The sequence below is a fragment of the Nocardioides plantarum genome (assembly GCF_006346395.1).
Classification (GTDB): domain Bacteria; phylum Actinomycetota; class Actinomycetes; order Propionibacteriales; family Nocardioidaceae; genus Nocardioides; species Nocardioides plantarum.
This window is the reverse complement of sequence record NZ_VDMS01000001.1, coordinates 1,029,317-1,055,944: the sequence shown is the minus strand read 5'-3', so window position 1 is coordinate 1,055,944 and position 26,628 is coordinate 1,029,317. Positions and strand designations below refer to the sequence as shown.

Here is a 26,628-nt window from a genome sequence, read left to right as displayed (position 1 = left end):
TCAGGTGGCCCGGCCGACGAGGGCGCCACCCGGCACCAGCCCGGTGGGGTCGACGGGCGTCACGCCTCCCGACGACCTGCTAGTGCGACCCAGCCGCTTCTCGAGCCAGGAGGCGAAGCCCGAGAGCGAGCAGTTCATCAGGATGAAGATCAGCGCGACCACGACGATGACCTGGAGCGTGTTGCCGCGCGAGACCTTGTTGACCTGGTTGACGAGCTCGTTGTAGGCGAGGATGTAGCCCAGTGCGGTGTCCTTGAGCAGCACCACGAGCTGGGCGATGATCGCCGGCAGCATCGCCCGGACCGCCTGCGGCAGCTGGATGCTCAGCATCACCTGCGTGCGACGCAGCCCGATCGCGAGACCGGCCTCGGCCTGGCCCGACGGCAGCGAGGCCACGCCGGCTCGGAGCACCTCGGCAAGAACGGAGCCGTTGTAGAGCATCAGGCCGAGCACGACCGCCATGTAGATGTTGGCCTGGTAGCCGAGGGTGATGCTCCACAGGTAGTAGATCGCGAACATCAGGATCAGCAGCGGCACCGACCGGAAGAACTCCACGACGATCCCGCCCACCCAGCGCACGGGGGCGAAGGTCGACATCCGCGCCATCCCGAAGACCAGGCCGAAGACCACGGCGAGCACGGACGCCAGACCGAACGCCTTCAGGGTGCCCTCGATACCGGGGATGAAGAAGTTGGACCAAACCTCGCCCTCGAACAGCGGCTTCCACTTCTCCGAGGCCCACTGATCGGTCTCGTCCAGCTTGGCGTAGACCCAGTAGCCCACGGCGAGCAGCAGGAGCAGCGCGACGACCGAGAGAGCCCGGTTGACGAGCCGGCCGCGCGGTCCGGGCTCGTCGTACAGCACGGAGGTCATCGGCGCACCCTCAGTCGGCTCGCGGCCCAGGTCGTGGCCAGCCCCATCGGCAGGGTGATGATCACGAAGCCGAGCGCGAAGGTAAGGAACAGCAGCGGTACGACGTCGCCGTTGGCGTTGATGAGCGCGCGCATCAAGCCCGCAGGCTCGTTGACCATCTCGGCCGTGGTGACCCCGATGACCACGGCGACCGTGGTGTTCTTGGTGAGAGCGATGATGACGCTGCCCATCGGAGCGATCACCGCGCGGATCGCCTGCGGCAGGATCACGTGGCGCAGGTTCTGGGTGAAGGTCAACCCGATCGCCCGCGCAGCCTCGGCCTGCCCGACGTGGACGGTGTTGATGCCCGATCGTAGGACCTCGCACACGAACGTCGAGGTGTAGAGCGTCAGGGCGAGCACGGCCAACCAGAAGTTGTTGCGGTAGAGCAGCTCGTCGTCGAGGGTGAGGCCGAGCTGGTAGGCCAGCCCGAAGAGCACGAACAGCATCACCAGGGTCAACGGGGTGTTGCGCACGACGTTGACGTAGGTCGCCCCGATGAGGCGCAGCACCGGGACCGGGCTCACCCGAAACACCGCCAGCCCCGTGCCGAGCGCCAGGGACAGGACGCCGCTGAAGAACGCGAGCTGTAGGCACAGCAAGAACGAGTCGCGGATCGCGGGGAAGTTGTCGGCGATCACGTCCACGGCGGCTCCTGGCTGGTCGTGAGAGGGAAGGACATCGGTCGGGACGGTCGTTCAGGCGCGTGGCGCGGCCAGGTGATCGGCCGCGCCACGCGGGTGACTCAGTAGCGGTCGACCGACGGCGGCGCGGGCAGCTGGTAGCCCGAGTCGCCGAGGTTGTCGTCGAACGCCTTCTTCCAGCCGCCGTCGGTGAAGGACGCCTCGATGATGTCGTTGATCTTGTCGCGCTTGTCGGAGTCCTTGGGCAGCCCGACGCCGTACTTCTCCTCCGAGAACGGCGCTCCTACGACCTTGAGCTTGCCGGGGTTGGCGTTGGACAGGCCCGCCAGGATGATGTCGTCGGTGGTGACGGCGTCGATCTGGCCGCCGAGCAGCGCCTCGACGCACTTGCTGTAGGAGTCGAGCTCTTGCAGCTGCACGCCGTCGGAGTACTCGTCCTTGACCTTCTGTGCGGACGTCGAGCCGGTCACCGAGCAGAGCTTCTTGCCGTCGAGCGAGTCGGGGCCGGTGATGTCGGTGTTGTCGGCGGAGACGAGGAGGTCCTGCCCCGCGACGTAGTAGGGGCCGGCGAAGTCGACGACGTCCTTGCGCTCGTCGGTGATCGAGTACGTCGCAAGGATCATGTCGACGGTGCCGTTCTGGAGGAACGTCTCGCGGTTGGCCGAGACCGCCTCGACGAACTCGATGTCGCTCTCGTCGTAGCCGAGGCCCTTGGCGATGGTGCGTGCCATGTCGACGTCGAATCCTGTGAAGCTGCCGTCGGACTCGCGGAACCCCAGGCCCGGCTGGTCGTACTTGATGCCGATCTTGATCTTGTCGCCGCCACCGGCGCTGTCGCCGTCGTCGCCGCCACAGGCGGCCAGTGACAGGGACAGGCCGAGGGCGGCCAGGGTGGCGGTGATCCGAGAGAACCGCATGAGGTGTGCTCCTTCAGTGTTTGAGGATCTTGCCGAGGAAGTCCTTGGCCCGATCGCTCTGGGGGTTGGTGAAGAACGACTCGGGGGTGTTCTCCTCGGTGATGGCACCGTCGGACATGAACACGACGCGGTCGGCGGCGGTCCGGGCGAAGCCCATCTCGTGGGTGACGACGATCATCGTCATGCCGCGCTCGGCGAGGTCGACCATCACGTCGAGGACCTCCTTGATCATCTCGGGGTCCAGCGCCGAGGTCGGCTCGTCGAAGAGCATGACCTTGGGGTCCATCGCCAGCGCCCGGGCGATCGCGACCCGCTGCTGCTGACCGCCGGAGAGCTGTGCGGGGTACTTGTCGGCCTGGTGGCCGACGCCCACGCGGTCGAGCAGCTCGCGCGCTCGTGCCTCGGCGTCCTTGCGGGACTGCTTGCGGACCTTGATCGGCCCGAGCGTGACGTTCTCGAGGATCGTCTTGTGCGCGAAGAGGTTGAAGGACTGGAAGACCATCCCGACCTCGGCCCGCAGTCCCGCCAGCGCCTTGCCCTCCTGGGGCAGCGGCTGGCCGTCGAGGGTGATGGAGCCCTGGTCGATGGTCTCGAGCCGGTTGATCGTGCGGCACAGCGTCGACTTGCCCGACCCGGACGGCCCGATCACGACGACCACCTCGCGGCGGCCCACGGACAGGTTGATGTCCTGGAGGACGTGCAGGTCGCCGTACCACTTGTCGACGTGCTCGAGCACGACGAGCGGGTCGCCGGGCGCGCCACCGGCGCCGGCGTCGGGGTCCTTCTCCAGCGTCGTCATGCGAGGGGACCCTATCCTTAGATAGTCCGAGTGGGCCATCACCACCCCCCGGAATGACTAGGCGACGCGGGTGGGGCTGTCGATCCAGGGTGATCCCGGCCGGTGATTCCGACGCGCCCGGGCGGTCGCCGTACCCTTGACGACTGTCATGCCAACCACGCCAGCCGCGCCCCGCACCTACCAGGTCCGCACCTACGGGTGCCAGATGAACGTCCACGACTCCGAGCGGCTCAGCGGCCTGCTCGAGGACGCGGGCTACACCGCGGCGCCCGGCGACGAGCAGGCCGACGTCGTCGTCTTCAACACCTGCGCGGTGCGCGAGAACGCCGACAACAAGCTCTACGGCAACCTGTCGCACCTCGCGCCGGTGAAGGCCAAGAACCCGGCGATGCAGATCGCGGTCGGCGGCTGCCTCGCGCAGAAGGACCGCGCCACGATCACCGAGCGGGCGCCCTACGTCGACGTCGTCTTCGGCACCCACAACATCGGGTCGCTGCCGGCCCTGCTCGACCGGGCCCGCAGCCAGCAGGAGGCGCAGGTCGAGATCCTCGAGTCGCTCGAGGTGTTCCCGTCGACGCTGCCCACCAAGCGCGACAGCGCCTACGCCGCCTGGGTGTCGGTGTCGGTGGGGTGCAACAACACGTGCACGTTCTGCATCGTGCCGGCGCTGCGCGGCAAGGAGAAGGACCGCCGTCCCGGCGACGTGCTGGCCGAGATCCAGGCGCTGGTCGCCGAGGGGGTCTCCGAGGTGACGCTGCTGGGCCAGAACGTCAACGCCTACGGCGTCGAGTTCGGTGACCGCCAGGCGTTCTCCAAGCTGCTGCGCTCCTGCGGCTCGATCGAGGGCCTCGACCGGGTGCGTTTCACCAGCCCCCACCCGGCGGAGTTCACCGACGACGTCATCGAGGCGATGGCCGAGACCCCCAACGTGATGCCCCAGCTCCACATGCCGCTGCAGTCCGGCTCCGACCGCCTGCTCCGGATGATGCGGCGCTCCTACCGGCGCGACAAGTACCTCGGCATCATCGAGCGGGTCCGCGCCGCCATCCCCGAGGCCGCTATCACCACCGACATCATCGTCGGCTTCCCGGGCGAGACCGAGGAGGACCACCTCGCGACGATGGACGTCGTGCGAGAGGCGCGGTTCGCCGGCGCGTTCACCTTCCAGTACTCCAAGCGTCCCGGCACCCCGGCCGCCACCATGCCCGGGGAGGTGCCGGCCGACGTGCTGCGCGACCGCTACGACCGCCTGGTCACCGTGGTCAACGACGTCGCCTGGACCGAGAGCAAGGCCCTCGTCGGACGTACCGTCGAGCTGATGGTGTCCGAGGGCGAGGGCCGCAAGGACGCCGCCACGCTGCGCCTCTCGGGCCGCGGCCCCGACAACCGGCTCGTGCACTTCAGCGTGCCCGACGCGTCGCTGGAGCCGGTGCGGCCCGGCGACGTGGCCACGGTCGAGATCACCTATGCCGCCCCGCACCACCTGGTCGCCGACCGCGTCCTGGCCACGCGGCGTACGCGCTCGGGCGACGCGTGGGAACGCCGTACCTCCGCCCCGGTCGTGGCCGGGGTGGGTCTCGGGATGCCGACCGTGGGGGTGCCCGCCAGGCTTCCCGAGGCGCCTGCCTGCACGTAGGGTCGCCCGGTGCCTGCTGATGCTCCCACGATCCTGGCCACCTCCGGTGGCATCGACTACGGCGTCCGGACCCGGTGGTCCGTCGGGGCGCTGACCCACCACGCGGTGGAGCTGTCGGGTGTCACGGGCCGGGCACCCCGGGTCTGCTACCTCGGCACCGCCAGCGGCGACTCGGCCGAGGGCATCCACAACTTCTACGACATGGCGGTCGAGGAGGGCTGGCACGGCTCCCACCTGCAGCTCTTCATGATGCCCAACGTCCCCGACCTCACCGAGCACCTGCTCGCCCAGGACGTGGTGTGGGTCTTCGGCGGCTCGGTCGCCGGGCTGCTGGCCATGTGGGAGCTCCACGGCGTCGGCGAGGCGATGCGCGCGGCGTGGGAGGCGGGGGTCGTGCTGACCGGCGTCAGTGCGGGATCGATCTGCTGGCACCTCGGCGGCACCACCGACTCCTTCGGCCCCGACCTGCGCCCGATCACCAACGGGCTGGGCTTCCTGCCCTACTCCAACGGCGTGCACTACGACTCCGAGGAGCAGCGTCGCCCGCTCTTCCAGTCGCTGATCGGCTCCGGGGCGCTGCCGGCCGGCTACGCCACCGACGACGGTGCGGGCGTGCTCTACCGCGGCACCGAGATGGTCGAGGCGCTCTCGGAGCGTGCCGGGGCCTCGGCGTACTTCGTGGAGCGCGGGCCGAACGGAACCGCGGTCGAGACGACGCTGGAGACGCGGCTGCTGCGCTGAGCGGGCCCGGCAACTCGTGCAATCGAACGGGTTGGGCCCGTCTGGGCGCCGAGAGCGCGGCCAACCCGTTCAATCGAACGAGTCAGGTCCCTCCCACCCCATCCACGAGCCCCCAACTCGTTCGATTGCGCGAGTCGACCGGCCCGAACCGCGCGCCGCTCAGTCCTCGTCAGGACGCCGGTCGACCTCGCGCTCGGCTCGGGGCCGGGAGGGCTCCTCGCCCTTCGAGCGCGGGTCGCTGCTCGAGTAGCCTGCCACCGGCGGGACCGGCGGGTCGGGGTTCTGCTCGGGGCCGCCCGCAGCCTGCTCGGGCGGCACGTCGGCGTCGGCGTCGCGGTCGGCCGGACCGACATCGCGGGTGCCGGTCGTGCCCACCTGGCCGGGGCCCGTGGGACCGACCCGCTCGGAGCTGACGCCCATGTCGCCGGCGGTGTCCTGGTCGGAGTCGGTCAGCTCGAGGTGGTCGTGGTCGACACCGTCGTCGGCGCCGGCGTGGGCGGTCATCTCGTCGTCCGGGTTCGCGCCCGTGCCGTCGTCGGCCCCGCTCATGCCGGCGACTCATGAGAGGAGGTGCCGCCGTCGCCCGGGTCCTCGTCGGCGGCCTCGTCGCCGCTCTCCTGGGTCGCCTCGGTCGAGGTGTCCTCGGTCTGCTTGACCTCGAGCGGGATCTCACCGGTGACGGGGTTGTCGTCGGGGTCGAGGTCGCGCGTCAGCGGCTCGGCCTCCTCGTCGGTGCCGTCGGGCTGGCTGACGGCGTCGATGCCGCCGGGGTTGGGCTCGCCGGGCTCGATCTCGGCCTCGGGCATGGGACCCAGGTCGTCCGGGGTCGGGTGGGTGTCGCTCTCGGACATGGTGCCTCCAGACGCGTCGGCTAGAAGCCGACGCTGGTGTAGGGATCGATGCTGTCGTCGCGCAGACCGGTGAGCACCACCCGTTCGTGCGGGACGACCGGGTCGGGCAGTGCGTCCAGGGCGAACCAGCGCAGGTCGGCGCACTTGGTGGGCTCGACGATGCGGGGCTCGCCGGTCCACCTGCGGGCGGTGAAGAAGAAGTCGATGCGCTCGTCGATCGGCTGGTCGTGCCGGGTGCGCTGCATGGCAGTGACGAAGGCGAGGTCGAGGTTGCTCACGCCGACCTCCTCGAGGGCCTCGCGCCGGGCCGCGTCGTACGCCGTCTCGCCGCGCTCGACATGACCGGCGGCCGCGGCGGCCCAGTGGTCGTCCATGTAGCCGGTGCCGCGCCGCAGCTGCAGCAGCACCTCGGTGCGGCTCGGGTCGTCGGTGCCGGGGCGCAGCAGGAAGACGTAGGACGCCGGCACGACCACGAACCGGCCGTGCTCCGCGGCGTACCGCTCGGAGTAGCCGTCGTCGTCCGTCGCCGCAGTGCCGGCGGAGCCCGCGGTGGGGGACGAGCTCACTGCGACGGCTGGTCGAGCGTGGTGCCGGCGTTCTCCTCCTGCACGGCCTCCTCGGCCTGGGCGCCGTCGTCGGCGCCGGGGGCCTCGCTCTCGTGCTCGCCCGGGGGTGGGCTGTCGAGGTCGTAGGCCTCGTTGGACTCCTCGGGGACCGGCTGCGTCATGGGCGCTGGTCGCGGATGTCGTCGTTCTTGCCGTCGAGCCGGTCGAGCCCGTCCTTGGCTTTGCCGGTGGCCTTGACGATCTTGTCGTGGTGCTTGCCGCCGGTCTTCTTGTCGGCCGCGGCCGCTGCCTTGTCGATCCCCCCGGCGATCTTGTCGCCGTGCTTGTCGACGGCCACGCCGACCTTGCCCTTGATCGTGTCCATGAAGCCCACGAGATCCTCCTCCAGTCGGTGAGTTCGATGCGAGCACCGCCACACTACTGACATGCCCGAGCGCCGCGACCCCCTGCTCGGGCCCCCGATCGTGGCCGTGGTCGGCCCGACCGCGGCGGGCAAGACCGGCCTCTCGCTCGACCTCGCCGAGCGGCTCGGCGGCGAGGTCGTCAACACCGACGCGATGCAGGTCTATCGCGGCATGGACATCGGCACCGCCAAGCTCCCGGTCGCCGAGCGCCGCGGCATCCCGCACCACCTGCTCGACCTGCTCTCGGTACGCGAGCCGGCGACGGTGGCCCTGTTCCAGGAGTGGGCCCGCGGGGTCGTGGCCGAGCTGCGCGGCCGTCGTACGACGCCGGTGCTGGTGGGCGGGTCGGCGCTCTACACCCGCGCGATCCTCGACCGCTTCGAGTTCCCCGCCACCGACGAGGCGGTCCGCGCCCGCTGGGAGGCCGAGCTGGCCGCCGTCGGGCCCGCCGCGCTGTTCGAGCGGCTCGCGCGGGCCGACCCCGAGGCGGCCGCGCGGATGCTGCCCGAGAACGGGCGCCGTACCGTGCGGGCGCTGGAGGTCATCGAGATCACCGGACGGCCCTACTCCGCCTCGCTTCCCCAGCTCACCTACACCGAGCCGCGCACGGTCCAGGTCGGCGTCGAGATCGACCGCGAGACCCTCGACGCGCGCATCGAGCAGCGCGTCCACGAGATGTACGACGCGGGGCTGGTCGCCGAGGTCGAGCGGCTCCTCGACGAGGGGCTGGCCGAGGGGCGCACCGCCTCGCGCGCGATCGGCTACGCGCAGGCCGCGGCCCTGCTGGGGGGCGGGCTCACCCTGGAGGAGGCACGTCAGCGCACCGTGTTCGCGACGCGCCGCTTCGCTCGCCGTCAGATGGGCTGGCTGACCAAGGACCCGCGCATCGTCTGGGTCCCGTACGACGCCCCGGACCGCGTCGAGCAGGCGCTGCGTGCCGTGGCGCGGCTCGACGGGTGAGCGGGTCTGCGGACCGGTCGCGGCCGGGAGTCGCGGCCGGGAGTCGCGGCCGGGAGTCGCGGCCGGGAGATGTGGCAAACGACGTGCCGATGACTCCTGTCCTCTGAGAGGGTCGACCCACCATGACGACGCCGCCCGAGACCTCCGGCCCCGTGACCACGCCCGCCGCCCAGAAGCCTGACGACACCCGCACCGAGATCCCCGCCGACTACGGCGTGCTGCGGTGGCTGGTCGCCGCGACCTTCATCGTGATCCTCAACGAGACGATCATGATCAACGCGATCCCGCGCCTGACTGTCGAGCTCGAGATCTCGAAGTCGACGGCCCAGTGGCTGACCAGCGCGTTCATGCTCACGATGGCGGTCGTCATCCCCGTCACCGGCTGGTTCCTGCAGCGGGTGACCACCCGGCAGGCCTTCGGGTCCGCGATGGCCGTGTTCGCCACCGGCACCCTGCTCTGCGGGCTCGCGCCGTCGTTCGAGCTGCTGCTCGCCGGCCGGATCATCCAGGCCGCCGGCACCGCGATCATGATGCCGCTGCTGATGACGACGGTGATGACGCTCGTCCGCGAGCAGGACCGCGGCCGGATCATGGGCAACGTCACCCTGGCCATGTCGGTGGCCCCCGCGCTCGGCCCGACCGTGTCCGGCCTGATCCTCGACGTGGCCTCCTGGCGCTGGATGTTCCTGCTGGTGCTGCCGATCGCGGTGGCCATCGGCCTGGTGGGTCTGCGCAAGCTCACCGACATCGGCGAGACCCGGCCCGGCGACGTCGACTGGACCAGCGTCGTCCTCTCGGCCCTCGGCTTCGGACCCCTGGTCTACGGCCTGTCCGAGCTGGGCGGCCCCGACGGGGCGAGCGTGAAGGCGTGGCTCCTGCTCGCCCTCGGCGTCGCGTCGATCGTGGCCTTCGTGCTGCGGCAGCTCTCCCTGCAGCGCACCGGCACCCCGCTGCTCGACCTGCGCACCCTGCAGCACCGCACCTTCACCGTCGGGCTGCTGCTGATGTCGGTCGCCTTCATGGCGATGCTCGGCTCGATGATCCTGCTGCCGTTCTACCTGCAGGACGTGCACGGTCTCGACGAGCTGCAGTCCGGCCTGATGGTGATGCCGGGTGGCCTCGCGATGGGACTGCTCGGGCCCCAGGTCGGCAAGATCTACGACCGCGTCGGCGGCCGCCCGCTGCTGATCCCGGGCGCGTTCGGCATCCTGGTCGCGCTGGGCCTGTTCACGCAGGTCACGGTCGAGCAGTCGGTGTGGCTGGTGCTCCCCGTCCACGTGCTGATGATGGTCTCGCTGGCCCTGGTCTTCACGCCGGTCTTCACCCTCAGCCTCGGGGCGCTGCCGCCGCACCTCTACTCCCACGGCAGCTCGATGCTCGGCGCCCTGCAGCAGGTCGCCGCCGCCACCGGTACGGCGATCGTGATCGCCGTCCTCACCGCCCGCTCCACCTCGCAGGCCGAGGGTGGTGCCGACGCCGTGCACGCCCTGGTCAGCGGCATGCGCTGGGGCTTCGGGGTCGGCGCGGTCCTCGGCTTCGCCGTGCTGGTGCTGGCGTTCCTGATGCCCGGTCGGGTCGAGTCCGAGCACGGGGCCCCGGTCCCCGCGCACTGAGCGCTGCGGCTCGCCGCGGCCGCGCAGGCCGCTCGCGCCTGTCGGTGGTTCGTGATTGTGTGACCACCTGATCTCGGGAGGATCCATGCATCGTCGTCTCACCGCCCTGTCCGTCCTCGTGCTCGCGCTGTGCGTGGCGCTCAGCGTCCCCGGCGGCTCCGTCGCCGCCGGGCCCGTGGCCCGTGCGGCCACGCCACCGGTCGTCGTCCCGGCGCCGTCTGCCCCGTCTGCCCCGTCCGCCCCGTCGACACCGGCTCGGCCGGCCGTCTCGTTCGGCAGCGGTGGCGGGGTCACCTCGGTCGATGCCGACGCGTCCCGCATCGGCCTGGAGGTCCTCAAGAAGGGCGGCAACGCCGTCGACGCCGCCGTGGCGACCGCGGCCGCCCTCGGGGTCACCGAGCCGTTCAGTGCTGGGGTCGGTGGTGGTGGCTACTTCGTCTACTACGACGCCAAGAGCGGCCAGGTGCAGACCATCGACGGCCGCGAGACCGCGCCCCGGGCGATCACCCGTGACGCGTTCCTCGATCCCGAGACCGGCGAGCCCTACACCTTCACCCCCGACCTGGTCACCAGCGGCGTCGCGGTCGGCGTCCCCGGCACCCCCGCCACCTGGCGCACCGCACTGAGCCGCTGGGGCACCCGGTCGCTGGCCCAGGTCCTCGAGCCCAGCGCCCGGCTCGCCGACGCCGGCTTCGTCATCGACGACACGTTCCGGTCCCAGACCAACGACAACCGCAAGCGCTTCTCGGCCTTCCGCACCACCAAGGGCCTCTACCTGCGCGGCGGGCGCTCGCCCGTCGTCGGCGAGAAGTTCCGCAACCCCGACCTGGCCCGCACCTACCGGGCCTTCGGCCGCGACCCGTTGCTGTTCACGCGAGGTGCGCTCCCGCGCGAGATCGCGGTCGCCGTACGCCGCCCCCCGATCGCGCAGGGCGGCACCGACCTGCCGGTCCCGCCGGGCTACCTCACCACCGGCGACTTCCAGCGCTACCGCGCGTCGGTGCAGGCGCCGTCCCACACCAGCTACCGAGGCCTCGACGTCGTCGGCATGCGCCCGTCCTCGAGCGGCGGCACCACCGTGGGCGAGGCGCTCAACATCCTCGAGGCCGACGACCTGTCGGCGATGTCCGAGGGCGACTTCCTCCACCACTACCTCGAGGCCAGTGCCCTCGCGTTCGCCGACCGCGGCGCCTACGTCGGCGACGCGCGCTTCGTCGACGTCCCGGTCGACCGGCTGCTCGACCAGCGCTTCGCCGACGAGCGGGCCTGCGGCCTCGACCCCGACACCGCGGCCACCAAGCCGGTCCCGGCCGGCGACGTCGACGACTACGACGGCACCTGCGGTGACGCTGCGACCCGGCCGACCTCGCAGGAGGACAACGAGAACATCTCGACCACCCACCTGACCACCGCCGACCGGTGGGGCAACGTCGTGTCCTACACGCTGACCATCGAGCAGACCGGTGGGTCGGGCATCGTGGTGCCCGGGCGCGGCTTCCTGCTCAACAACGAGCTCACCGACTTCAGCCTCGTCTACGACGCCGACGACCCCAACCGGCTGCAGCGCGGCAAGCGCCCGCGCAGCTCGATGTCACCGACGATCGTGCTGCGCGACGGCAGGCCCTTCATCGCGGTCGGCTCGCCCGGCGGGTCCACCATCATCACGACCGTGCTGCAGGTGCTGCTCAACCGCCTCGACCGCGGCATGACGCTCCCCGAGGCGGTCGCGGCGCCACGTGCCTCGCAGCGCAACACCCCGACCGTGAGCGCCGAGCCGCCGTTCCTCGATCGCTACCAGACGCTGCTCGAGGGCTACGGCCACGAGCTCGTCCCCTCCGGCGACACCTTCACCAGCGCCGCCGAGATCGGGGCGGTCACCGCGATCGAGTTCTCCCCGGGCGGTCGGCTGACGGTGGTCGCCGAGCCGACCCGCCGTGGTGGGGGCTCCGCGCGGGTCGTCAAGCCCGGGTGACCGATCCGGCCCGGTATCTTCGACGGGTGACGAGCACATCCCCGCAGGGTGCCTGGACCGAGATCGGTGACGTCGAGGCGCTGGTCGCCCTGCTCGGTGAGCCCAACCAGCGCGCCCGCGACAAGGGCCGCACGGCCCTGCTCGACGTCGACCGGCAGTGGCTGGCGGCGTCGCCGTTCTGCGTGATGGCGACCAGCGACGCCGAGGGCCGGTGCGACGCCTCGCCCAAGGGCGACCCTGCCGGACAGCTCGTCCACGTCATCGACGACACCACCATCGCCCTCGCCGAGAGACCCGGCAACAAGCGGGCCGACGGCTACCGCAACATCCTGGTCAACCCCCACGTGGGCCTGCACTTCCTGATCCCGGGCCGCGGCGACACCCTGCGCGTCAACGGCCGCGCCCGCCTGGTCTCCGACGCGCCGTTCTTCGACGAGATGGTCGTCAAGGGCCACCGCCCGATCCTGGCCGTGGTCGTCGACGTCGAGGAGGTCTTCTTCCACTGTGCCAAGGCGTTCCTGCGCTCCGGGCTGTGGAAGCCCGAGACCTGGGACCCCGAGGGTGTCGTGCCCCGGCGTGCGGTCATCGCCGCCACGGTCGAGGCCAGCGACCTGAGCCTCGAGCTGCTCGACGCCTACTACGACCCCGCCAGCTACAGCCAGGGCCTCTACCGGTGAGCTACCCGTTCCTCAAGGGCCACGGCACCCACAACGACTTCGTCGTGCTGCCCGACCACGACGGCTCGGTGCACGGCGACCTCGACGCCGCCCGCGTCCGCGCGCTGTGCGACCGGCGCGGCGGGCTGGGCGCCGACGGGGTGCTGCGGGTGGTGCGCGAGCAGGACCGGTGGTTCATGGACTACCGCAACGCCGACGGCTCCATCGCCGAGATGTGCGGCAACGGCATCCGCGTCTTCGCCCTCCACCTCGTGCAGGAGGGCCTCGCCGACGCCGGCGAGCCATTCGGGGTCGACACCCGCGACGGGGTCAAGACGGTCACCGTCGATGGCGACGCGCACGAGGGGCAGGTGACCGTCGACATGGGAGTCCCGACCGTGCTCGGCGAGACCGAGGTGTCGGTCGGCGACCACACCTGGGCCGCCACCCACGTCGATGTCGGCAACCCGCACGCGGTGGCCTTCGTCGACGACCTGGCCGACGCGGGGTCGCTGCTCGAGGCGCCTGCCTACGACGCCGCGGTCTATCCCCACGGCGTCAACGTCGAGTTCGTCGTACGACGCGGCGAGGGCCACGTGGCGATGCGCGTGCACGAGCGGGGCGCGGGCGAGACCCAGGCCTGCGGCACCGGCGCGTGCGCCGTGGCGCTCGCCTCGATGGCCGGCTCGGGCCCGGCGACCTACCGCGTCGACCAGCCCGGCGGCACCGTCACGATCACCCGCGACCGCGAGGGCCGGGTGCTGATGAGCGGCCCCGCCGTCATCGTCGCGCGCGGCACCACCGACCTCTGAGCCCGGTCGCCGGACCCTGACACCATCGGTGTGAGGGTCGGTATGCTCCGTGACATGGACCTCACCGGATCTTCTGCCATCGTCACCGGCGCCGCGTCGGGCATCGGTGCCGCCGTCGCCCGCCAGCTCGCCGCCCTCGGGGTGACCGTCGTGGTCGCCGACCTCCAGGCCGAGAAGGGCGAGGCCCTGGCCGAGGAGATCAAGGGTGTCTTCGCCCACGTCGACGTGACCAACACCGACCAGATCGCCGGGGCGGTCAAGGCCGCCGCCGAGATCGCGCCGCTGCGCGCCGCGGTCAACTCCGCCGGCATCGGCTTCGCCTCGCGCACGATCGGCCGCGACGGCCTGCTCGAGTCCGCCCACGACCTCGACTGGTTCAAGCGGGTCGTCAACATCAACCTGATCGGCACCTTCGACGTGGTCCGCCAGGCCGCCACCGTGATGAGCCAGAACGAGCCCGACGCCGACGGCTGCCGCGGCGCCATCGTCAACCTCGCCTCGGTCGCCGCCTTCGACGGCCAGATCGGCCAGGCGTCGTACTCCGCCTCCAAGGGCGGCGTCGTCGGGATGACCCTCCCGGTCGCCCGCGACCTGTCGGCCTCCGGCATCCGCCTCAACACCGTCGCCCCGGGCCTCATCGACACCCCGATCTACGGCGAGGGCCCCGAGTCCGAGGCGTTCAAGGCCAACCTCGGCCAGAACGTGCTCTTCCCCAAGCGCCTCGGCACCGGAGCCGAGCTCGCCTCGATGGTGATCGAGTGCCTCACCAACTCCTACATGAACGGCGAGACCGTCCGCCTCGACGGCGGCATCCGGATGCCCCCACGGTGACATTGGCCGCGGACCTGTGGTCGCGTTCGCGGGTGGCCCGGGCGCCTGTGCCCACGTGCGTCAGCGGTGACCCGTCGCCCATGGGCGACGGGTCGGCGTCCGACTAGTCGGCCAGGTCGGCGCGCTCCTGGGCGGTGTACGCCGGCATGGGGGCAGCGGCGTCGGTCATCCGGGCCGCGCGCAGCTGGCTGATCTTCTCGCTGTTCTTGCCCATGGCCTCGCGGCCCTTGCCGCGGCTGTAGGTCATCGACTGCGCGGCGGGCACGCCGAGCGACGTACCGACCTCGACGGCGTCCTGGTCGGCCCCGAGGTACATGAACGTCCAGCCCCACTGCTGGGTCTGCTGCTCGACGAGTGCCTTGATCGAGGCGGCGTTCCACTCCTGGCTGGCGTTCTCGAGGCCGTCGGTCATGATCGCGACGATGACGGTGCCGGGGCGTCGGTCCTCGGGGAGCGCGGCCAGCGAGGCGCCGGCGTCGGTGATCATCCGGCCCATGGCGTCGTGGAGCGCGGTGCGGCTGCGCGGCTGGAGGTCGAGGGCCGGGACGTCGGTGACGTCGCGGTCGGCGTAGACGACCTCGTAGCGGTCGTCGAACTGCGCCAGCGTCACCCGGCACGAGCCGGGGGCGCTGCGCTGCTCGTCGACGAACGCGGCGAACCCGCCCTCGATGTCGGACTTGATCGACTGCATCGAGCCGCTCCGGTCGAGCAGGAAGTAGAGGTGGGTCAGGGTCTGGTCGGTCATCAGGAGCCTCTCGTCGGTCGGGGCGGGGTCGTACGGCGCGCCTGGAAGCGCATGGGGGCGGCGGCGGGCTTGGCCGCCGGGGGAGGGGCGCCGGTCTCGGCGTCGTAGCGGGCGCGCTCGACGGCGGCGGCGGTGACCCGCCCCTCGTCGTTGGCGTACGGCGCCAGTGCGGCGGTGCGCGCCAGCCGCGGGCCCACGGCGTTCTCGGACAGCCCGACCTTCTGGCCAGCCGCCCGCAGCGAGGCCCGCTGGTGCACGACCGCCTCGGCCAGCTGCGCGTCGATCAGCTCGGCGAGCCGGTCGGCCGCCTCCCGCAGGTGGGGGAGCGCCTCGTCGGCGTCGCGCTGCTCGGCCGCGACCAGGGCGTCGCGCAGCGCCTGGAGGAGGACGGGGTCGATGGGCATGGTCCGAACCTACCCGCACAAACTGCGGATACGCAAGTAATGCGGACTCGCAGTTGCTGCGTCGGGATAGTCCCTGACGTAGATCAAGGATTCGGCGCCCGGACTCTTGATTTACGTCAGGGACTATCCCGCCGGGAGCTCGACCACCAGGTCGGCACGGGCTGCCGCGGCCTCCACGAGCCGGGCGTTGGCGTCGTCGACGCGGGACACCCAGGCCCGCGCCTCGTCCGGCGTCTTGCCGAACTCGACGTGGCGCGCGACCAGTCGCTCGCGGCGTACGGCGTCGTCGAGGTGCAGGTGCCAGACGACGTCGATCTGGGCGCGTGCGGCCCGCCACCGCGGCTCGTCGAGCAGCAGGTAGCTGCCCTCGGTGACCACCGGGCCGGTGGCCGGCACCGCGATCGCCCCGGCCAGCGGCTGCTCCAGCACGCGGTCGAAGGACGGCGCGACCACGTCGGGCTCGCCGGCGCGGACCCGACGCAGGAGGGCGGCGTAGCCCGGGGCGTCGAAGGTGTCGGGCACCCCCTTGGCCGACAGCAGCCCGCGGCGGACCAGCTCGACGTCGGCGTAGTGGAAGCCGTCCATCGGCACCACGGGCCGGCCGAGCGAGGCGGCGTACGTCGACTTGCCGACGCCGGGCGCACCCGTCAGGCCGAGCAACCGAACGGGTGGGGGAGCGGGCATGTAGACAAGACTGTATGAGCTCGACCAGCCGCGCACGGATGAAAGCCGCTCGTCACAGCGTTGTGTCAGAACTAACCTGGAGGCATATGACCAACGCACCGCACGCCCGCGACTTCACCCTCGACGCCGAGCTCGAGCAGACCGAGGCCTGGCCCGAGACCGACGACGACTCCGACGACTCCGACGACTTCGTGTCCGGCTACGCCGACGAGCCCGACCCGGAGGCCGACCCGACCCAGGGCGCGATGCAGCTCGCCGAGCGTCACCAGCTGCGCCGCGTCGCCGGGCTGCGCACCGAGCTCGAGGACATCACCGAGGTCGAGTACCGCCAGCTCCGTCTCGAGCGGGTCGTCCTCGTCGGGGTCTGGACCGAGGGCACGGTGCAGGACGCCGAGAACTCCATGGCCGAGCTCGCCCTGCTTGCCGAGACCGCCGGCTCCGAGGTACTCGAGGCGATCTACCAGCGCCGGCAGACGCCCGACCCCGCGACCTACATCGGCCGCGGCAAGGTCGAGGGGCTCGCCGAGATCGTGGCCGCCACCGGCGCCGACACCGTGATCTGCGACGGCGACCTCGCGCCGAGCCAGCTGCGCAACCTCGAGGACCGCACCAAGGTCAAGGTCGTCGACCGGACCGCGCTGATCCTCGACATCTTCGCCCAGCACGCCAAGTCCCGCGAGGGTCAGGCGCAGGTCGAGCTCGCCCAGCTGCAGTACATGAAGCAGCGGCTGCGCGGCTGGGGCGGCCAGCTGTCGCGCCAGGCCGGTGGCCGGGTCGGCGCCGACGGTGGCGGCATCGGTGGTCGTGGTCCCGGTGAGACCAAGATCGAGACCGACCGGCGCCGCATCAACGACAAGATCGCCAAGCTGCGCCGCGAGCTCAAGCACATGAAGGGCACCCGCGACACCAAGCGGTCCGACCGCAAGCGCCACCAGATCCCGTCGGTCGCCATCGCGGGCTACACCAACGCCGGCAAGTCCTCGCTGCTCAACCGGCTCACCGACGCCGGGGTGCTAGTCGAGGACTCGCTGTTCGCCACCCTCGACCCGACCACCCGGCGCACGACCACGGCCGACGGTCGCGTCTACACGATGAGCGACACCGTCGGGTTCGTGCGCCACCTGCCGCACCAGTTGATCGAGGCGTTCCGCTCCACGCTGGAGGAGGTGGCCGACGCCGACCTCATCCTGCACGTGGTCGACGGCTCCCACCCCGACCCCGAGGGTCAGATCTCCGCGGTGCGTGCCGTGCTCGCCGACGTCGACGCGGCCAACGTGCCCGAGCTGATCGTCGTCAACAAGGCCGACGCGGCCGACCCGCTGGTGCTGGCCCGGCTGCGCCAGCACGAGCCCCACTCGGTCGTCGTGTCCGCCAAGACCGGGGAGGGCATCGCCGCCGCGCTCCGGCTCGTCGAGAGCGAGCTGCCGCGCCCGGGGGTCGAGTTCAACGCGCTGCTGCCCTACGAGCGCGGCGACCTGGTCAACAAGCTCCACCAGCACGGCGAGATCGACACGATGGAGCACACCGGCGACGGCACCCTGGTCCGCGGCCGGGCCAACGCCGACCTGGCCGGCGAGCTCACGCCGTACGCCGTGTGACCGGTCGTCGACGCGCCGGGGTCCTGGCCGTGGTGGCCGCGGTCGCGCTGACCTCGCTTGGCGTCGCCCGCGCCACGGGCGACGCCCCGCAGGGCTGCGAGCGCTCCCGGATCGACGCCGCCGAGCGGCGCGCCCTCGACACCGGTCCGACCGGCCCCGGACGGTCCGCGCCCGACATCGTCGTCATCGGCGACTCCTGGTCGGTCGGGACCGGCGTCGGGCCGGGGGAGTCGTGGCCGGTGCGGCTGCCCGGGCGGGTGCACGTCGACGGGTTCGGCGGCTCGGGCTTCAGCGAGACGGCCAGCGACTGCCACGGCGCGTCGTACGCCGACCGCGCGGCGCGCGCGATCGCCGGCCATCCCGACGCGCTGGTCGTGGTCGAGGGCGGCCTCAACGACGTCGACCAGGGCGATCGCGCGATCGAGCACGGGTTCGTGCGGCTGCTGGGCGCCCTCGCCGGCCACCGGGTGGTCGTCGTGGGGCCTGCGCCCGCACCCGTACGGGCGACCCGGGTCGGGCGCGTCGATGCCGTGCTGGCGCGGACGGCGACCGGGTTCGGGGCGACGTACGTCTCGATGCTCGGCGCCGACGTCGACTACCAGGACGACGACCTGCACCCCTCGGTGCGCGGGCACCGGCAGTTCGGCGACCTCGTCGCCGCGGCCGTCGCCGACCACCTGCGCTGAGACGGCGAACGACCGGGGCCCGGGGTCTCCAGGCCCCGGTCGTCGGTCGGGGTGCGCCTGCGTCAGGCGGTCAGTCGGTGCTCAGAACTTGATGGTGTCCAGGTAGCACCGGCCGACGGCGGCCGAGGTGAGCGGCGAGACGTCGGGGGTGTCGTTCTCGACGATGTACTCCTCGACGTCGTGGGCGCGGAAGATCCGCTCGAAGTCGACGACGCCGGTGCCGAGGTCGCTCATGTCGCCGGTGGTCGCGTCCTTGTCCTTGACGTGGAACTGGCGGACCTTCTGCGGGGCCTCGCGGACGACGTCGATCGCGAACTGGTCGGGGTCGCTCGCACCGGTGTTGACCCCGGCGGTGTAGGCCCAGTAGAGGTCGACCTCGAGGTGGACCAGGCGCGGGTCGAGCCGGTTGGTGAGGACGTCCCACGGCGTCTTGCCGCCGCCGAGGTCGATCGTGAACTCGTGCGCGTGGTTGTGGTAGCCGTAGGCGATGCCGTAGCGCTTGGCCGCCCGCGCCTCGACGTTCATCTGGTCGGCCCACTTCTGCCACTCCGACAGGCTGGTGGAGTTGAGGTAGGGCACGTTGATGTACTTCTGGCGCAGGGTTGCGGCGTTCTGCAGCTTGGTCTGCAGGGCGGCGGGGGTGGCACTGATGCCGTCGTGGCTCGAGCTGGACCAGATGTCGAGGCCGCGCAGGAGGTCGCGCAGCTCCTTGGCGGTGCGGTCGCCGAAGCCGGCCAGCTCGACCCGCTGGTAGCCGTACTGCGCCAGGCGCTTCATCACCAGGTCGAAGCCCTCACGGGTGCCCATGGCGGCGCGCAACGTGTAGAGCTGGATGCTGATCAGCTCGTCGGGGACCTCGTGGCGACGACGGCCGCCACCGTGCTGACCGTGGCGCTGGGGCGAGCCGGCGCTGGCGCTGGCCGGGGCCGCGCTCGCGAGCGCCGCCAGGCCCACCGCGCCGCCGACGCCCGCGGCGGTGCCGCGCAGCATCTGGCGGCGCGAGCTGCCGCGCTCCTCCAGCGAGCGCCGCAGCGCTGCCTCACCGTCGAAACCGAAGCACATGTGCATCTCCTCGTCATGTCGTCCGGTGCCAGGGGGGCGACCGGAGAGGTGCGGCCCGAGAGAGAGACCGTGCCGCCACTGTGACAGCGATCACCCGCTTCTGTCGAGGGGTGCACAAAAGATCTCCCGCGCCTGGTTCGAAGTCCGTCGACCGGTGCGTCAAGGTGGTGGAACGGTTGTCCACAGCCGGGTCCGCCGGTCCGCGGGTCGTCGGCGTACGTCGTTAGGGTGCTCGGGTGCCCGAGACCGCCACCAGCGCTACCAGCTCCACCAGCGCCTCCAGCGTCAGCGACGTCTTGAGCCGGGCGGTGACGGCGCTGGGCGGCAGCGAGCGCGACGGCCAGGTCGCGATGGCCGAGGCGGTCTCGCACGCCCTGTCCGCCGAGCGGCACCTGCTGGTGCAGGCCGGCACCGGCACCGGCAAGTCGCTGGCCTACCTGGTCCCGGCGCTGGTGCACGACCAGCGCGTGGTGGTCGCCACCGCGACCCTGGCCCTGCAGCACCAGCTGGTCGAGCGCGACCTCCCGCGCCTGATCGAGGCCGTCAAGGACGTCGCCGGCCTCGACACGTCCTACGCCGTGCTCAAGGGACGCTCCAACTACGCCTGCCTGCACCGCATCCGTGAGGGCGTGCCCGACGACCAGGGCGTGCTGGTCGACGTCCCCCAGGGGTCGATGGCCGGCAAGGTCCTCGAGCTGCGGTCGTGGGCCGAGAAGCAGGCCGAGACCAAGGGGTCCGGCGAGCGCGACAACGCCCCACGTCACACCGACCGTGAGTGGCGCCAGGTCAGCGTCGGTCACCGCGACTGCCTCGGGGCGGCCAAGTGCCCCTTCGGCCAGGAGTGCTTCGTCGAGCTGGCCCGCGAGAAGGCCCACCGCTCCCACCTGGTGATCACCAACCACTCCCTGCTGGCGATCGACGCCATCGAGGGCGTGCCGATGATCCCCGACTACGACGTCGCGGTGATCGACGAGGCGCACGAGCTCGTCGCCCGGGTCACCCAGGCCGCCACCGACGAGCTCGCGCCCGCCGACGTCGAGCGAGCCGCGCGGCGCTCCCAGCGCCACGTCGAGGGCAGCGAGGCCGACGATCTCGCCGATGCCGCCGACGCCCTGCGCGACGCCATGGCCGAGGCCCGGCCGGGGCGCTTCGACCAGGTCCCCGACGACCTCGCCGACGCCCTGGTGCTCGTGCGCGACGCGGCCCGCGCCTGCCTGTCGGCCTATCCCAAGGCCGAGGCGGGCTCCGCGGCAGGCGGTGACGGCGACGCCGGCATCACCCAGGCCAAGGGCAGTGTCCAGGACGTCTTCGTCAACGCCGGTCGGATGGCGGCCGGGTCCGACGCCGACGTGTTGTGGCTGTCCGAGGGTGGCGACCGGACCCCGCCCCGCCTGCACGTCGCGCCGCTGCAGGTGTGGGGCCCGATGCGCGACAAGCTGCTCACCGACAAGACCGTCGTGATGACCTCCGCGACCCTGATGCTCGGCGGCGACTTCGAGGCCGTCGCGACCAGCGTCGGGCTCAAGCCCACCGAGCGCGAGACCTCGGGCGAGCGCGAGCGTACCGACACCGTGCTGCCGTGGATCGGGCTCGACGTCGGCTCGCCGTTCGACTACGGCAAGCAGGCCATCCTCTACATCGCCCGGCACCTGCCGCCGCCTGGTCGTGACGGGTTGGTCAAGGCCCAGCTCGACGAGATCGTCGAGCTGGTCGACGCCGCCGAGGGTCGCACCCTGGGGCTGTTCTCGAGCCGCCGGGCCGCCGAGGCCGCCGCCGAGGAGGTCCGCACCCGGCTGCCCCACCTCACGACCCTGGCCCAGGGCGAGGCGCAGCTGCCCGAGCTCGCGGCGCAGTTCGTCGGCGACCCCCACACCTGCCTGTTCGGCACGCTCAGCCTGTGGCAGGGCCTCGACGTGCCCGGCGACACCTGCCAGCTGGTGCTGATCGACCGGATCCCGTTCCCGCGGCCCGACGACCCGCTGATGAGCGCGCGCCAGAAGGCCGCCGACCAGGCCGGCGGCAACGGCTTCATGCAGGTCGCCGCCACCCACGCTGCCCTGTTGCTGGCCCAGGGCGCCGGGCGCCTGATCCGCACCACCTCCGACCGCGGCGTCGTGGCCGTGCTCGACCCGCGACTGGCCACGGCCCGCTACGGCAGCTTCCTCAAGGCCAGCCTGCCGCCGATGTGGACCACCGCCGACCCCCAGGTCGCCCGCAAGGCGCTGGCACGGCTCGCCGCGGCCGCCGGCAGCGCGGGCTGACCGGGCTGACCGGGCTGACGGCCCGGCTCCGGGACGTCATACGGCTCGGCTGCCGGGCCGACCGGGGCGTATGACGCCCCCGGCTGGTCGGGTCAGCGCACCGCCTTGGCGCTGAGCGTCCCCGGCTGCCGCTGGTCGAGCGCGTCGCCGTGGCACGAGGAGGTGCCGGTCTGGGTGAAGCACCGGAACCGGCCGCTGCCGTTGACCAGGGTGACCTCGACCCAGGACACCGTGGCGGAGGAGAAGCCGATGCGCTTGTTGGCATCGCCGTTGCGGTTGAGCGCGACGGTCGTGGTGGTCAGGCGGCCGCCCTTGCTGGCGCTGGTGATCCGGACCAGGGACCCCCGGGCCGTCGGCTGCAGCCGCAGCTTGAGCTCGAGCCGGTAGCGGCTGCCCACGGACTGGGGCGTCAGCCGGACGGTGGTGGTCGCCAGGTGGTCGAGCCGGAAGGTGTGGGAGTAGCCCGTGCGCTGCGAGACCCGCTTGTTGGCGCCGAGCGGCGCCGACGGGTAGTGGTTGGTCGCGCCTTCGGCGTAGCGGGTCGAGGCGCGCCGGTTGGCGACGGCGTAGCTCGCCAGCATCTTGGCGCCCGAGGTGCCCTTGGCCCGCAGGACCCGGTCGACGGCCTGCCACGAGTAGTCGTCGTCGCCGCCGGGGGCGCCGTCGGCGACTCGGAAGACGTCGAGCACGAGCTTGGGCAGGCCGCCCTTGCGGGTCGGGTAGCGCTCGGTGAGGAAGCGGAAGAACGACCAGGTGCCGTAGTGGAAGCCGTTGGTGCTGCCGCTGGTGCTGAAGGTGTCGAGCGGGACCGTGGGCCGGGTGAGCTGGCTGGTGCGGAGGTATTGCAGGTTGTCGTTGACGGTGTCGTAGACCTCGTCCTCGATCCAGGCCGCGGTGGCCTCGAGCAGCCAGCCGTCCTCGAAGGCGTCGTAGGCGAACTGGGTGGCGTGGAAGTACTCGTGGGCGACCGTGACCTGCAGGTTCTCGCGCGGGGTGTGGGTGGCGAACTCGGCGTAGTCGTTGTCGAGCCCGCAGAACGAGTAGCGGTCGTAGCGGTCGCGGTTGTGGGACGTGTTGGGCTCGTCGGGGATGCAGTAGCCGTAGTAGCCGCCCTGGCCGATGTCGCCGAGGTAGACGTCGAACTTGTTGCTGCCGCCGCCCAGCGCGCCGTCGCGCCGGGGGGCGCGGTAGCCGGCCGTGAGGTACTTGGTGCGCACCGAGCCGACCGTGGCGAGCACGGTCTCGACGTAGTCGGGCCTGCCGTCGGCGTCGGCGTCGGCCAGCGAGGGGGCGTCGGCGCCCGTGGTGACGTAGTGGACGCACACGCTCGTGGAGCAGATCGGCTTGGCGATCGTCTCGCCGCTGTAGTCGATGAGGTCGTCGCCGGTGCTGTCGCCGGGGCGGGCCAACAGCCGGTCGGCGGCGGCCCGGTCGGCGCCGACCAGGGCCTCACGAGAGGTCGCGACGTCGCGCAGGGCCATCGTCAGGTCGCCGCGCACCCGCCCGTCGACGACCGCACGGGCCCGGTCGAGGGCCGCGGTCGCATCCCGCTCGGACCGGCTGGCCGTGCGCGCCGCCGCGTCGGAGCCCTGCGGTCCGGACGGGTCGGCGAAGGCCTGCGGGGCGGCGTACGGCGAGAGGAGGGTGGCGGTGAGCGCCGCCGCGACGGTGAGGGCGAGCCCGGCCCGGAGGCGTGGAGGTGAGAGCAGCACGCCGGTCACCGTAGTCGCCACCACGGACAGCACCGCTATATCCGCGAGGTGCCGTCGTACCCGGCCTTCGGTCGGGTGGCGCACCCGAAGAACCGCGCCACCGTCGGGGCGACGTCGACGGTCGAGGCGACCAGCGCGGAGGCGGACCGCTTCACCACGGCCGGGTGCCCGCCGCTGAGGAAGAACGGGATCGGCCGGGTGGCCGGGTGGCCGTGGTTGCCGGGGATGGGGTTGCTGGTCACCGGGTCGGGGTCGCTGAACCGCCAGCCGGCCCGGCAGAAGACGACGACGTCACCGGCGTTGGTGCCCAGGCGCAACCCCTTGCGCCGGTCGTGGGCGGACAGCACGCCGTTCTGGGCCTGCGCGATCCGCAGCATCCGCTCGACCGCGTCCTCCTTGCCCGCGGCGGGGCCGGTCCAGTAGAGGAGGTCGGCCCCGCCGTTGTCGGCGATCTGGACCCGCCCCCGCAGCACCGGGTCCTCGTCGAGCGGCCCGCTCAGGCTGATGACGCGGTCGGGCGTCGACCAGTCCATCGAGTGGTCGGCGAGCACGATCAGCATCGAGTTCTTCCAGGCGCCGCTCGCCTTGAGCCGGTCGACGAACTGCTGGACGTAGCCGTCGGTCTTGACCAGGGCCAGGCGGCGGGCCACCTTGGCACCCACCGATCCGGTGACGTCGGCGTGGCCGTAGCGGTCGATGTCGCCCAGGTTGACGAACATCAGGTGCGGGTCGACGTCCTCGACCATCGCCATCGCCGCCTGGATGGTGAACTCGTCGGGCGCGTGTCCGGTGATCGGCAGCACCGGGAACGGCTCCCAGCGCGCGGTCGCCCGGGTGCCGAAGACGCCGTAGAGGTACTCCTTGCTGAGGACCGTGCCGGTGCGCAGGCCCTGCCGGTTGAGCCGCTCGATGATGGTGAACGCCTTGAGGTCGGTGGCCCGGTCGAGGTCGCGCACGACCTTGGCCGCGCGGTCGTAGACCGCGTTGGCCGGTACCCCCGACCGGTCCGGACGCACGCCCGTCATCATCATCACGTGGTTGGGGATGGTCTCCATGATCGGCTGGGACCGCGCCTGCGCGAACTGCCGGCCGCCCTCACGCAGCGCGTAGAGGTGGGGCGTCAGCTCCTCGCTGATCTCCTCGGGCAGGCACCCGTCGACCACCAGCACGTAGACCCGCTTGCGGGTGCGCGCCGGGGTGGGGGCCGCGGTCGCGGCGGAGGAGGCGGCCGCGACCGCCGCGGTCGAGATCGCGACCCCGCCGCCCGCCTTCAGCAGCGTGCGACGCCCCGTGACCAGCGCGTCGCGCCCGACGTCGTACGGCGTGGGCTCGCCGGGCGCGTGCCGGTCACCGCAGCCACACATCAGGCACCGTCCTGCTGGCTGCCCTGGCTGCCCTGGCGGTGCAGCGGCACGTCGGTCTCCTCGACGCGGTTGGTCGAGGCGCGGGTGAGGAACGAGCGGCTGTAGGTGATGGGCGTGTCCTTGTCGGCGCGGTCGCCGATGACGAACCAGTCCATCTGGGCCCGCTTGGCGTCCAGGTCGAGCACGGAGAACCCGTGGTCGTCGAAGTTGAGGTACTTGATGTGCGGGTTGGCGGCCAGGATTGCCGCCTCGACGACCGTGCTCGTGGTGTGGGCGGGGGTGCCGGTGATGTCCTTGAGGTTGTTGGAGGTCACCGAGGTGCACACGAACTCGACGGCACCGGTGCCGCCGAGCGGGTAGCTGCCGGTGTCGTAGGGCACCTCGGCCGCCCAGCCCGAGTGGATGTCGCCGGTGACGAAGAGGGCGTTCTGGATGTGGTGGTCCTCGATGTGCTCCAGCACCCGGCGGCGGTCGGCCGTGTAGCCGTCCCACTGGTCGACGTTGTAGGGCAGGCCGTCGTCGGGCAGCAGCCCGGTGACCTCGTTGACCTGCGCGCGCCGTGCACCGGGGAGCGCTGCGAAGGTGACCGGCGTGATCATCACCGGGTTGCCGATGACCTTCCACAGTGCCGTGGGGTTGGACAGCGAGCGCTCGAGGAAGCCCAGCTGCTGGGTGCCGGTGATGGTGCGGTCGGGGTCGTCGATCCCGCCCTCGGACGACGTCGAGAGCGCGGACGACACCTGCTTCGAACGGTAGGTCCGCAGGTCGAGCATGCTGATCTCGGCCAGCTTCCCGAAGGTGAGGCGCCGGTACAGCCGATCGCCGTCGGCGAGCTTGGTGGTGCTGTTCATCCGCACCGGCATCCACTCGTCGTAGGCGCGGTGGGCGCGGGCCCGCCGCCGCAGGTAGTCGCCCTCGGTGGCCTGGTGGTTCTCGGCCCCCGTGGCGTACTGGTCGTTGGCGACCTCGTGGTCGTCCCAGGTGATGATCCAGGGGAACTTGGCGTGCGCGTCCTGCAGGTCGGTGTCGGTCTTGTACTGCGCGTGGCGGCGCCGGTAGTCCTCGAGCGAGACCATCTCGTGCTTCGGGTCGTGGGTGCGGATGTCGACGTCGTCCCGGCCGTAGCCGTAGCCGCCCGCGCCGTACTCGTAGACGTAGTCGCCGAGGTGGACCACGGCGTGCAGGTCGTTGCGCGCCGCGAGGCCGCGGTAGGCCGCGAACCACCCGGCCTGCCAGTTGGCGCAGGAGACGATGCCCAGGCGCAGGTGGCTCGGGGTCGACCCGGGTGCCGGGGCGGTGCGGGTGCGCCCGACGCGGCTGTGGGTGCCCTTGAATCCGAAGCGGTAGTAGTACCAGGTGGCCGGGGTGAGCCCGGCGACGTCGAGCTTGACGGTGTGGTCACGGCTGGGACCGGTCACGAAGGTGCCGCGCTTGACGATGCGGCGGAAGTCCTTGCGGGTCGAGACCTCCCAGGTCACCGTGACCTGCGGGCCCTTGCCGGAGCCCGGCTTGCTGACGGCGTCGGGGGTCACCCGGGTCCAGAGCAGCACCTTGGTGGGGAGCGGGTCACCCGAGGCGACGCCGTGGCGGAAGTGGTGGAGCGCGGCGCGAGCGGCCGGTGACCGGGGCGCTGTCGCGGCGGTCGCCGAGCCGGGGCCGGCGAGCGTGGTCAGGGCGGCGCCGGTCGAGCCGGTCGCGAGCACGGTACGTCGCCGTACGCCGGTGGGTGTCGTCACGGAAACAGTCAACGACCCCCGGCACGTGGAGTGACGGGGGTCGTGACAACGGTCGTCGAGCG

27 protein-coding genes are annotated in these 26,628 nt (G+C 71.8%); 11 read left to right on the top strand and 16 right to left on the bottom strand.

Going from position 1 to position 26,628, the window contains the following annotated elements; translation table 11 throughout:
- The 4 genes from FJQ56_RS04920 to FJQ56_RS04905 all read right to left on the bottom strand — a co-directional run bounded on the left by FJQ56_RS04920 (window position 1) and on the right by FJQ56_RS04905 (window position 3,272).
- The gene (locus tag FJQ56_RS04920; protein ID WP_140008043.1) at window positions 1–873 is read right to left on the bottom strand and encodes an amino acid ABC transporter permease; all 873 of its coding nucleotides are present in this window, start codon (window positions 871–873) and stop codon (window positions 1–3) included.
- The gene (locus tag FJQ56_RS04915; RefSeq protein ID WP_140008042.1) at window positions 870–1,559 is read right to left on the bottom strand and encodes an amino acid ABC transporter permease; all 690 of its coding nucleotides are present in this window, start codon (window positions 1,557–1,559) and stop codon (window positions 870–872) included. Before FJQ56_RS04915 ends, FJQ56_RS04920 begins: the two co-directional genes overlap by 4 nt.
- Before the next feature lie 98 nt (window positions 1,560–1,657).
- Window positions 1,658–2,473, bottom strand: a complete 816-nt coding sequence (locus FJQ56_RS04910) for a glutamate ABC transporter substrate-binding protein (protein ID WP_140008041.1) — start codon at window positions 2,471–2,473, stop codon at window positions 1,658–1,660.
- A gap of 13 nt (window positions 2,474–2,486) precedes the next feature.
- Window positions 2,487–3,272, bottom strand: a complete 786-nt coding sequence (locus FJQ56_RS04905) for an amino acid ABC transporter ATP-binding protein (protein ID WP_140008040.1) — start codon at window positions 3,270–3,272, stop codon at window positions 2,487–2,489.
- 148 nt (window positions 3,273–3,420) lie between these two features.
- Here FJQ56_RS04905 and miaB point away from each other — a divergent pair, with 148 nt between their 5' ends.
- Together miaB and FJQ56_RS04895 are read left to right on the top strand one after the other, a co-directional pair.
- Window positions 3,421–4,908, top strand: coding sequence for a tRNA (N6-isopentenyl adenosine(37)-C2)-methylthiotransferase MiaB (miaB, locus tag FJQ56_RS04900; RefSeq protein ID WP_140008039.1), 1,488 nt, complete (start codon window positions 3,421–3,423; stop codon window positions 4,906–4,908).
- 9 nt (window positions 4,909–4,917) lie between these two features.
- On the top strand, window positions 4,918–5,649 hold the full coding sequence (locus tag FJQ56_RS04895; RefSeq protein WP_140008038.1) for a Type 1 glutamine amidotransferase-like domain-containing protein: 732 nt from the start codon (window positions 4,918–4,920) through the stop codon (window positions 5,647–5,649).
- 159 nt (window positions 5,650–5,808) lie between these two features.
- Here FJQ56_RS04895 and FJQ56_RS04890 read toward each other — a convergent pair whose 3' ends face one another.
- From FJQ56_RS04890 to FJQ56_RS04875, 5 genes are read right to left on the bottom strand one after another with little or no spacing between them, the layout of a single operon-like run.
- Window positions 5,809–6,198, bottom strand: coding sequence for a hypothetical protein (locus FJQ56_RS04890; protein ID WP_140008037.1), 390 nt, complete (start codon window positions 6,196–6,198; stop codon window positions 5,809–5,811).
- The gene (locus FJQ56_RS04885) at window positions 6,195–6,500 is read right to left on the bottom strand and encodes a hypothetical protein (protein WP_140008036.1); all 306 of its coding nucleotides are present in this window, start codon (window positions 6,498–6,500) and stop codon (window positions 6,195–6,197) included. The genes FJQ56_RS04890 and FJQ56_RS04885 overlap by 4 nt, the downstream gene beginning before the upstream one ends.
- A gap of 20 nt (window positions 6,501–6,520) precedes the next feature.
- Complete coding sequence (locus FJQ56_RS04880; RefSeq protein ID WP_140008035.1) at window positions 6,521–7,066, bottom strand: NUDIX hydrolase; 546 nt, start codon at window positions 7,064–7,066, stop codon at window positions 6,521–6,523.
- Entirely contained in the window at window positions 7,063–7,227 is a 165-nt protein-coding gene (locus FJQ56_RS22010; RefSeq protein WP_170215259.1) for a hypothetical protein, read from the bottom strand. Before FJQ56_RS22010 ends, FJQ56_RS04880 begins: the two co-directional genes overlap by 4 nt.
- Window positions 7,224–7,430: an Rv0909 family putative TA system antitoxin gene (locus FJQ56_RS04875; protein ID WP_211350876.1), complete on the bottom strand. Its 207-nt coding sequence runs from the start codon at window positions 7,428–7,430 to the stop codon at window positions 7,224–7,226. Before FJQ56_RS04875 ends, FJQ56_RS22010 begins: the two co-directional genes overlap by 4 nt.
- Window positions 7,431–7,491: 61 nt before the next feature.
- Between FJQ56_RS04875 and miaA the strand changes: the two genes are divergently transcribed.
- The 6 genes from miaA to FJQ56_RS04845 all read left to right on the top strand — a co-directional run bounded on the left by miaA (window position 7,492) and on the right by FJQ56_RS04845 (window position 14,314).
- Complete coding sequence (gene miaA, locus FJQ56_RS04870) at window positions 7,492–8,430, top strand: tRNA (adenosine(37)-N6)-dimethylallyltransferase MiaA (RefSeq protein WP_140008033.1); 939 nt, start codon at window positions 7,492–7,494, stop codon at window positions 8,428–8,430.
- A 122-nt stretch (window positions 8,431–8,552) separates the two neighbouring features.
- Entirely contained in the window at window positions 8,553–10,043 is a 1,491-nt protein-coding gene (locus FJQ56_RS04865; protein WP_140008032.1) for an MDR family MFS transporter, read from the top strand.
- 85 nt (window positions 10,044–10,128) lie between these two features.
- A complete protein-coding gene (ggt, locus tag FJQ56_RS04860) occupies window positions 10,129–12,015 on the top strand; it encodes a gamma-glutamyltransferase (RefSeq protein ID WP_140008031.1) in 1,887 nt (628 codons plus the stop codon).
- A gap of 26 nt (window positions 12,016–12,041) precedes the next feature.
- Window positions 12,042–12,692, top strand: a complete 651-nt coding sequence (locus FJQ56_RS04855) for an MSMEG_1061 family FMN-dependent PPOX-type flavoprotein (RefSeq protein ID WP_140008030.1) — start codon at window positions 12,042–12,044, stop codon at window positions 12,690–12,692.
- Entirely contained in the window at window positions 12,689–13,483 is a 795-nt protein-coding gene (dapF, locus tag FJQ56_RS04850) for a diaminopimelate epimerase (protein ID WP_140008029.1), read from the top strand. Before FJQ56_RS04855 ends, dapF begins: the two co-directional genes overlap by 4 nt.
- A gap of 54 nt (window positions 13,484–13,537) precedes the next feature.
- On the top strand, window positions 13,538–14,314 hold the full coding sequence (locus FJQ56_RS04845; RefSeq protein WP_140008028.1) for an SDR family NAD(P)-dependent oxidoreductase: 777 nt from the start codon (window positions 13,538–13,540) through the stop codon (window positions 14,312–14,314).
- Between the two features lie 103 nt (window positions 14,315–14,417).
- On the opposite strand, the gene FJQ56_RS04840 is transcribed toward FJQ56_RS04845, so the two are convergent.
- From FJQ56_RS04840 to FJQ56_RS04830, 3 genes are all read right to left on the bottom strand, one after another.
- A complete protein-coding gene (locus FJQ56_RS04840) occupies window positions 14,418–15,059 on the bottom strand; it encodes a vWA domain-containing protein (protein ID WP_140008027.1) in 642 nt (213 codons plus the stop codon).
- Window positions 15,059–15,463, bottom strand: a complete 405-nt coding sequence (locus FJQ56_RS04835) for a hypothetical protein (RefSeq protein ID WP_140008026.1) — start codon at window positions 15,461–15,463, stop codon at window positions 15,059–15,061. Before FJQ56_RS04835 ends, FJQ56_RS04840 begins: the two co-directional genes overlap by 1 nt.
- A gap of 123 nt (window positions 15,464–15,586) precedes the next feature.
- The gene (locus tag FJQ56_RS04830; protein ID WP_140008025.1) at window positions 15,587–16,147 is read right to left on the bottom strand and encodes a nucleoside/nucleotide kinase family protein; all 561 of its coding nucleotides are present in this window, start codon (window positions 16,145–16,147) and stop codon (window positions 15,587–15,589) included.
- An 86-nt stretch (window positions 16,148–16,233) separates the two neighbouring features.
- Between FJQ56_RS04830 and hflX the strand changes: the two genes are divergently transcribed.
- Window positions 16,234–17,745, top strand: coding sequence for a GTPase HflX (gene hflX, locus FJQ56_RS04825; protein ID WP_140008024.1), 1,512 nt, complete (start codon window positions 16,234–16,236; stop codon window positions 17,743–17,745).
- The gene (locus FJQ56_RS04820; RefSeq protein ID WP_140008023.1) at window positions 17,742–18,431 is read left to right on the top strand and encodes an SGNH/GDSL hydrolase family protein; all 690 of its coding nucleotides are present in this window, start codon (window positions 17,742–17,744) and stop codon (window positions 18,429–18,431) included. Before hflX ends, FJQ56_RS04820 begins: the two co-directional genes overlap by 4 nt.
- Before the next feature lie 81 nt (window positions 18,432–18,512).
- On the opposite strand, the gene FJQ56_RS04815 is transcribed toward FJQ56_RS04820, so the two are convergent.
- Window positions 18,513–19,493: a sugar phosphate isomerase/epimerase family protein gene (locus tag FJQ56_RS04815; protein ID WP_140008022.1), complete on the bottom strand. Its 981-nt coding sequence runs from the start codon at window positions 19,491–19,493 to the stop codon at window positions 18,513–18,515.
- A gap of 236 nt (window positions 19,494–19,729) precedes the next feature.
- Between FJQ56_RS04815 and FJQ56_RS04810 the strand changes: the two genes are divergently transcribed.
- A complete protein-coding gene (locus FJQ56_RS04810; RefSeq protein ID WP_140008021.1) occupies window positions 19,730–21,754 on the top strand; it encodes an ATP-dependent DNA helicase in 2,025 nt (674 codons plus the stop codon).
- Window positions 21,755–21,846: 92 nt separating this feature from the next.
- Here the strand turns inward: FJQ56_RS04810 and FJQ56_RS04805 are convergent, their stop codons facing one another.
- From FJQ56_RS04805 to FJQ56_RS04795, 3 genes are read right to left on the bottom strand one after another with little or no spacing between them, the layout of a single operon-like run.
- Window positions 21,847–23,466 carry an MXAN_6640 family putative metalloprotease gene (locus FJQ56_RS04805; protein ID WP_140008020.1) on the bottom strand — a complete coding sequence of 540 codons (1,620 nt, stop codon included), beginning with the start codon at window positions 23,464–23,466 and terminating at the stop codon, window positions 21,847–21,849.
- A 35-nt stretch (window positions 23,467–23,501) separates the two neighbouring features.
- Window positions 23,502–24,830, bottom strand: a complete 1,329-nt coding sequence (locus FJQ56_RS04800; protein ID WP_140008019.1) for an alkaline phosphatase family protein — start codon at window positions 24,828–24,830, stop codon at window positions 23,502–23,504.
- Window positions 24,830–26,566 (bottom strand): alkaline phosphatase D family protein, encoded by a 1,737-nt coding sequence (locus FJQ56_RS04795; protein ID WP_170215258.1) that lies wholly within the window; start codon window positions 26,564–26,566, stop codon window positions 24,830–24,832. The genes FJQ56_RS04800 and FJQ56_RS04795 overlap by 1 nt, the downstream gene beginning before the upstream one ends.
- Between the last annotated feature and the right edge of the window lie 62 nt (window positions 26,567–26,628).

Coding starts and splice junctions, on each gene's coding strand:
- FJQ56_RS04920 (WP_140008043.1), bottom strand. CDS start 873: ATGACCTCCGTGCTGTACGACGAGCCCGGACCGCGCGGCCGGCTCGTC.
- FJQ56_RS04910 (WP_140008041.1), bottom strand. CDS start 2,473: ATGCGGTTCTCTCGGATCACCGCCACCCTGGCCGCCCTCGGCCTGTCC.
- FJQ56_RS04905 (WP_140008040.1), bottom strand. CDS start 3,272: ATGACGACGCTGGAGAAGGACCCCGACGCCGGCGCCGGTGGCGCGCCC.
- miaB (WP_140008039.1), top strand. CDS start 3,421: ATGCCAACCACGCCAGCCGCGCCCCGCACCTACCAGGTCCGCACCTAC.
- FJQ56_RS04890 (WP_140008037.1), bottom strand. CDS start 6,198: ATGAGCGGGGCCGACGACGGCACGGGCGCGAACCCGGACGACGAGATG.
- FJQ56_RS04885 (WP_140008036.1), bottom strand. CDS start 6,500: ATGTCCGAGAGCGACACCCACCCGACCCCGGACGACCTGGGTCCCATG.
- FJQ56_RS22010 (WP_170215259.1), bottom strand. CDS start 7,227: ATGACGCAGCCGGTCCCCGAGGAGTCCAACGAGGCCTACGACCTCGAC.
- FJQ56_RS04875 (WP_211350876.1), bottom strand. CDS start 7,430: ATGGACACGATCAAGGGCAAGGTCGGCGTGGCCGTCGACAAGCACGGC.
- miaA (WP_140008033.1), top strand. CDS start 7,492: ATGCCCGAGCGCCGCGACCCCCTGCTCGGGCCCCCGATCGTGGCCGTG.
- FJQ56_RS04865 (WP_140008032.1), top strand. CDS start 8,553: ATGACGACGCCGCCCGAGACCTCCGGCCCCGTGACCACGCCCGCCGCC.
- ggt (WP_140008031.1), top strand. CDS start 10,129: ATGCATCGTCGTCTCACCGCCCTGTCCGTCCTCGTGCTCGCGCTGTGC.
- FJQ56_RS04845 (WP_140008028.1), top strand. CDS start 13,538: ATGGACCTCACCGGATCTTCTGCCATCGTCACCGGCGCCGCGTCGGGC.
- FJQ56_RS04840 (WP_140008027.1), bottom strand. CDS start 15,059: ATGACCGACCAGACCCTGACCCACCTCTACTTCCTGCTCGACCGGAGC.
- FJQ56_RS04835 (WP_140008026.1), bottom strand. CDS start 15,463: ATGCCCATCGACCCCGTCCTCCTCCAGGCGCTGCGCGACGCCCTGGTC.
- FJQ56_RS04830 (WP_140008025.1), bottom strand. CDS start 16,147: ATGCCCGCTCCCCCACCCGTTCGGTTGCTCGGCCTGACGGGTGCGCCC.
- hflX (WP_140008024.1), top strand. CDS start 16,234: ATGACCAACGCACCGCACGCCCGCGACTTCACCCTCGACGCCGAGCTC.
- FJQ56_RS04815 (WP_140008022.1), bottom strand. CDS start 19,493: ATGTGCTTCGGTTTCGACGGTGAGGCAGCGCTGCGGCGCTCGCTGGAG.
- FJQ56_RS04800 (WP_140008019.1), bottom strand. CDS start 24,830: ATGTGTGGCTGCGGTGACCGGCACGCGCCCGGCGAGCCCACGCCGTAC.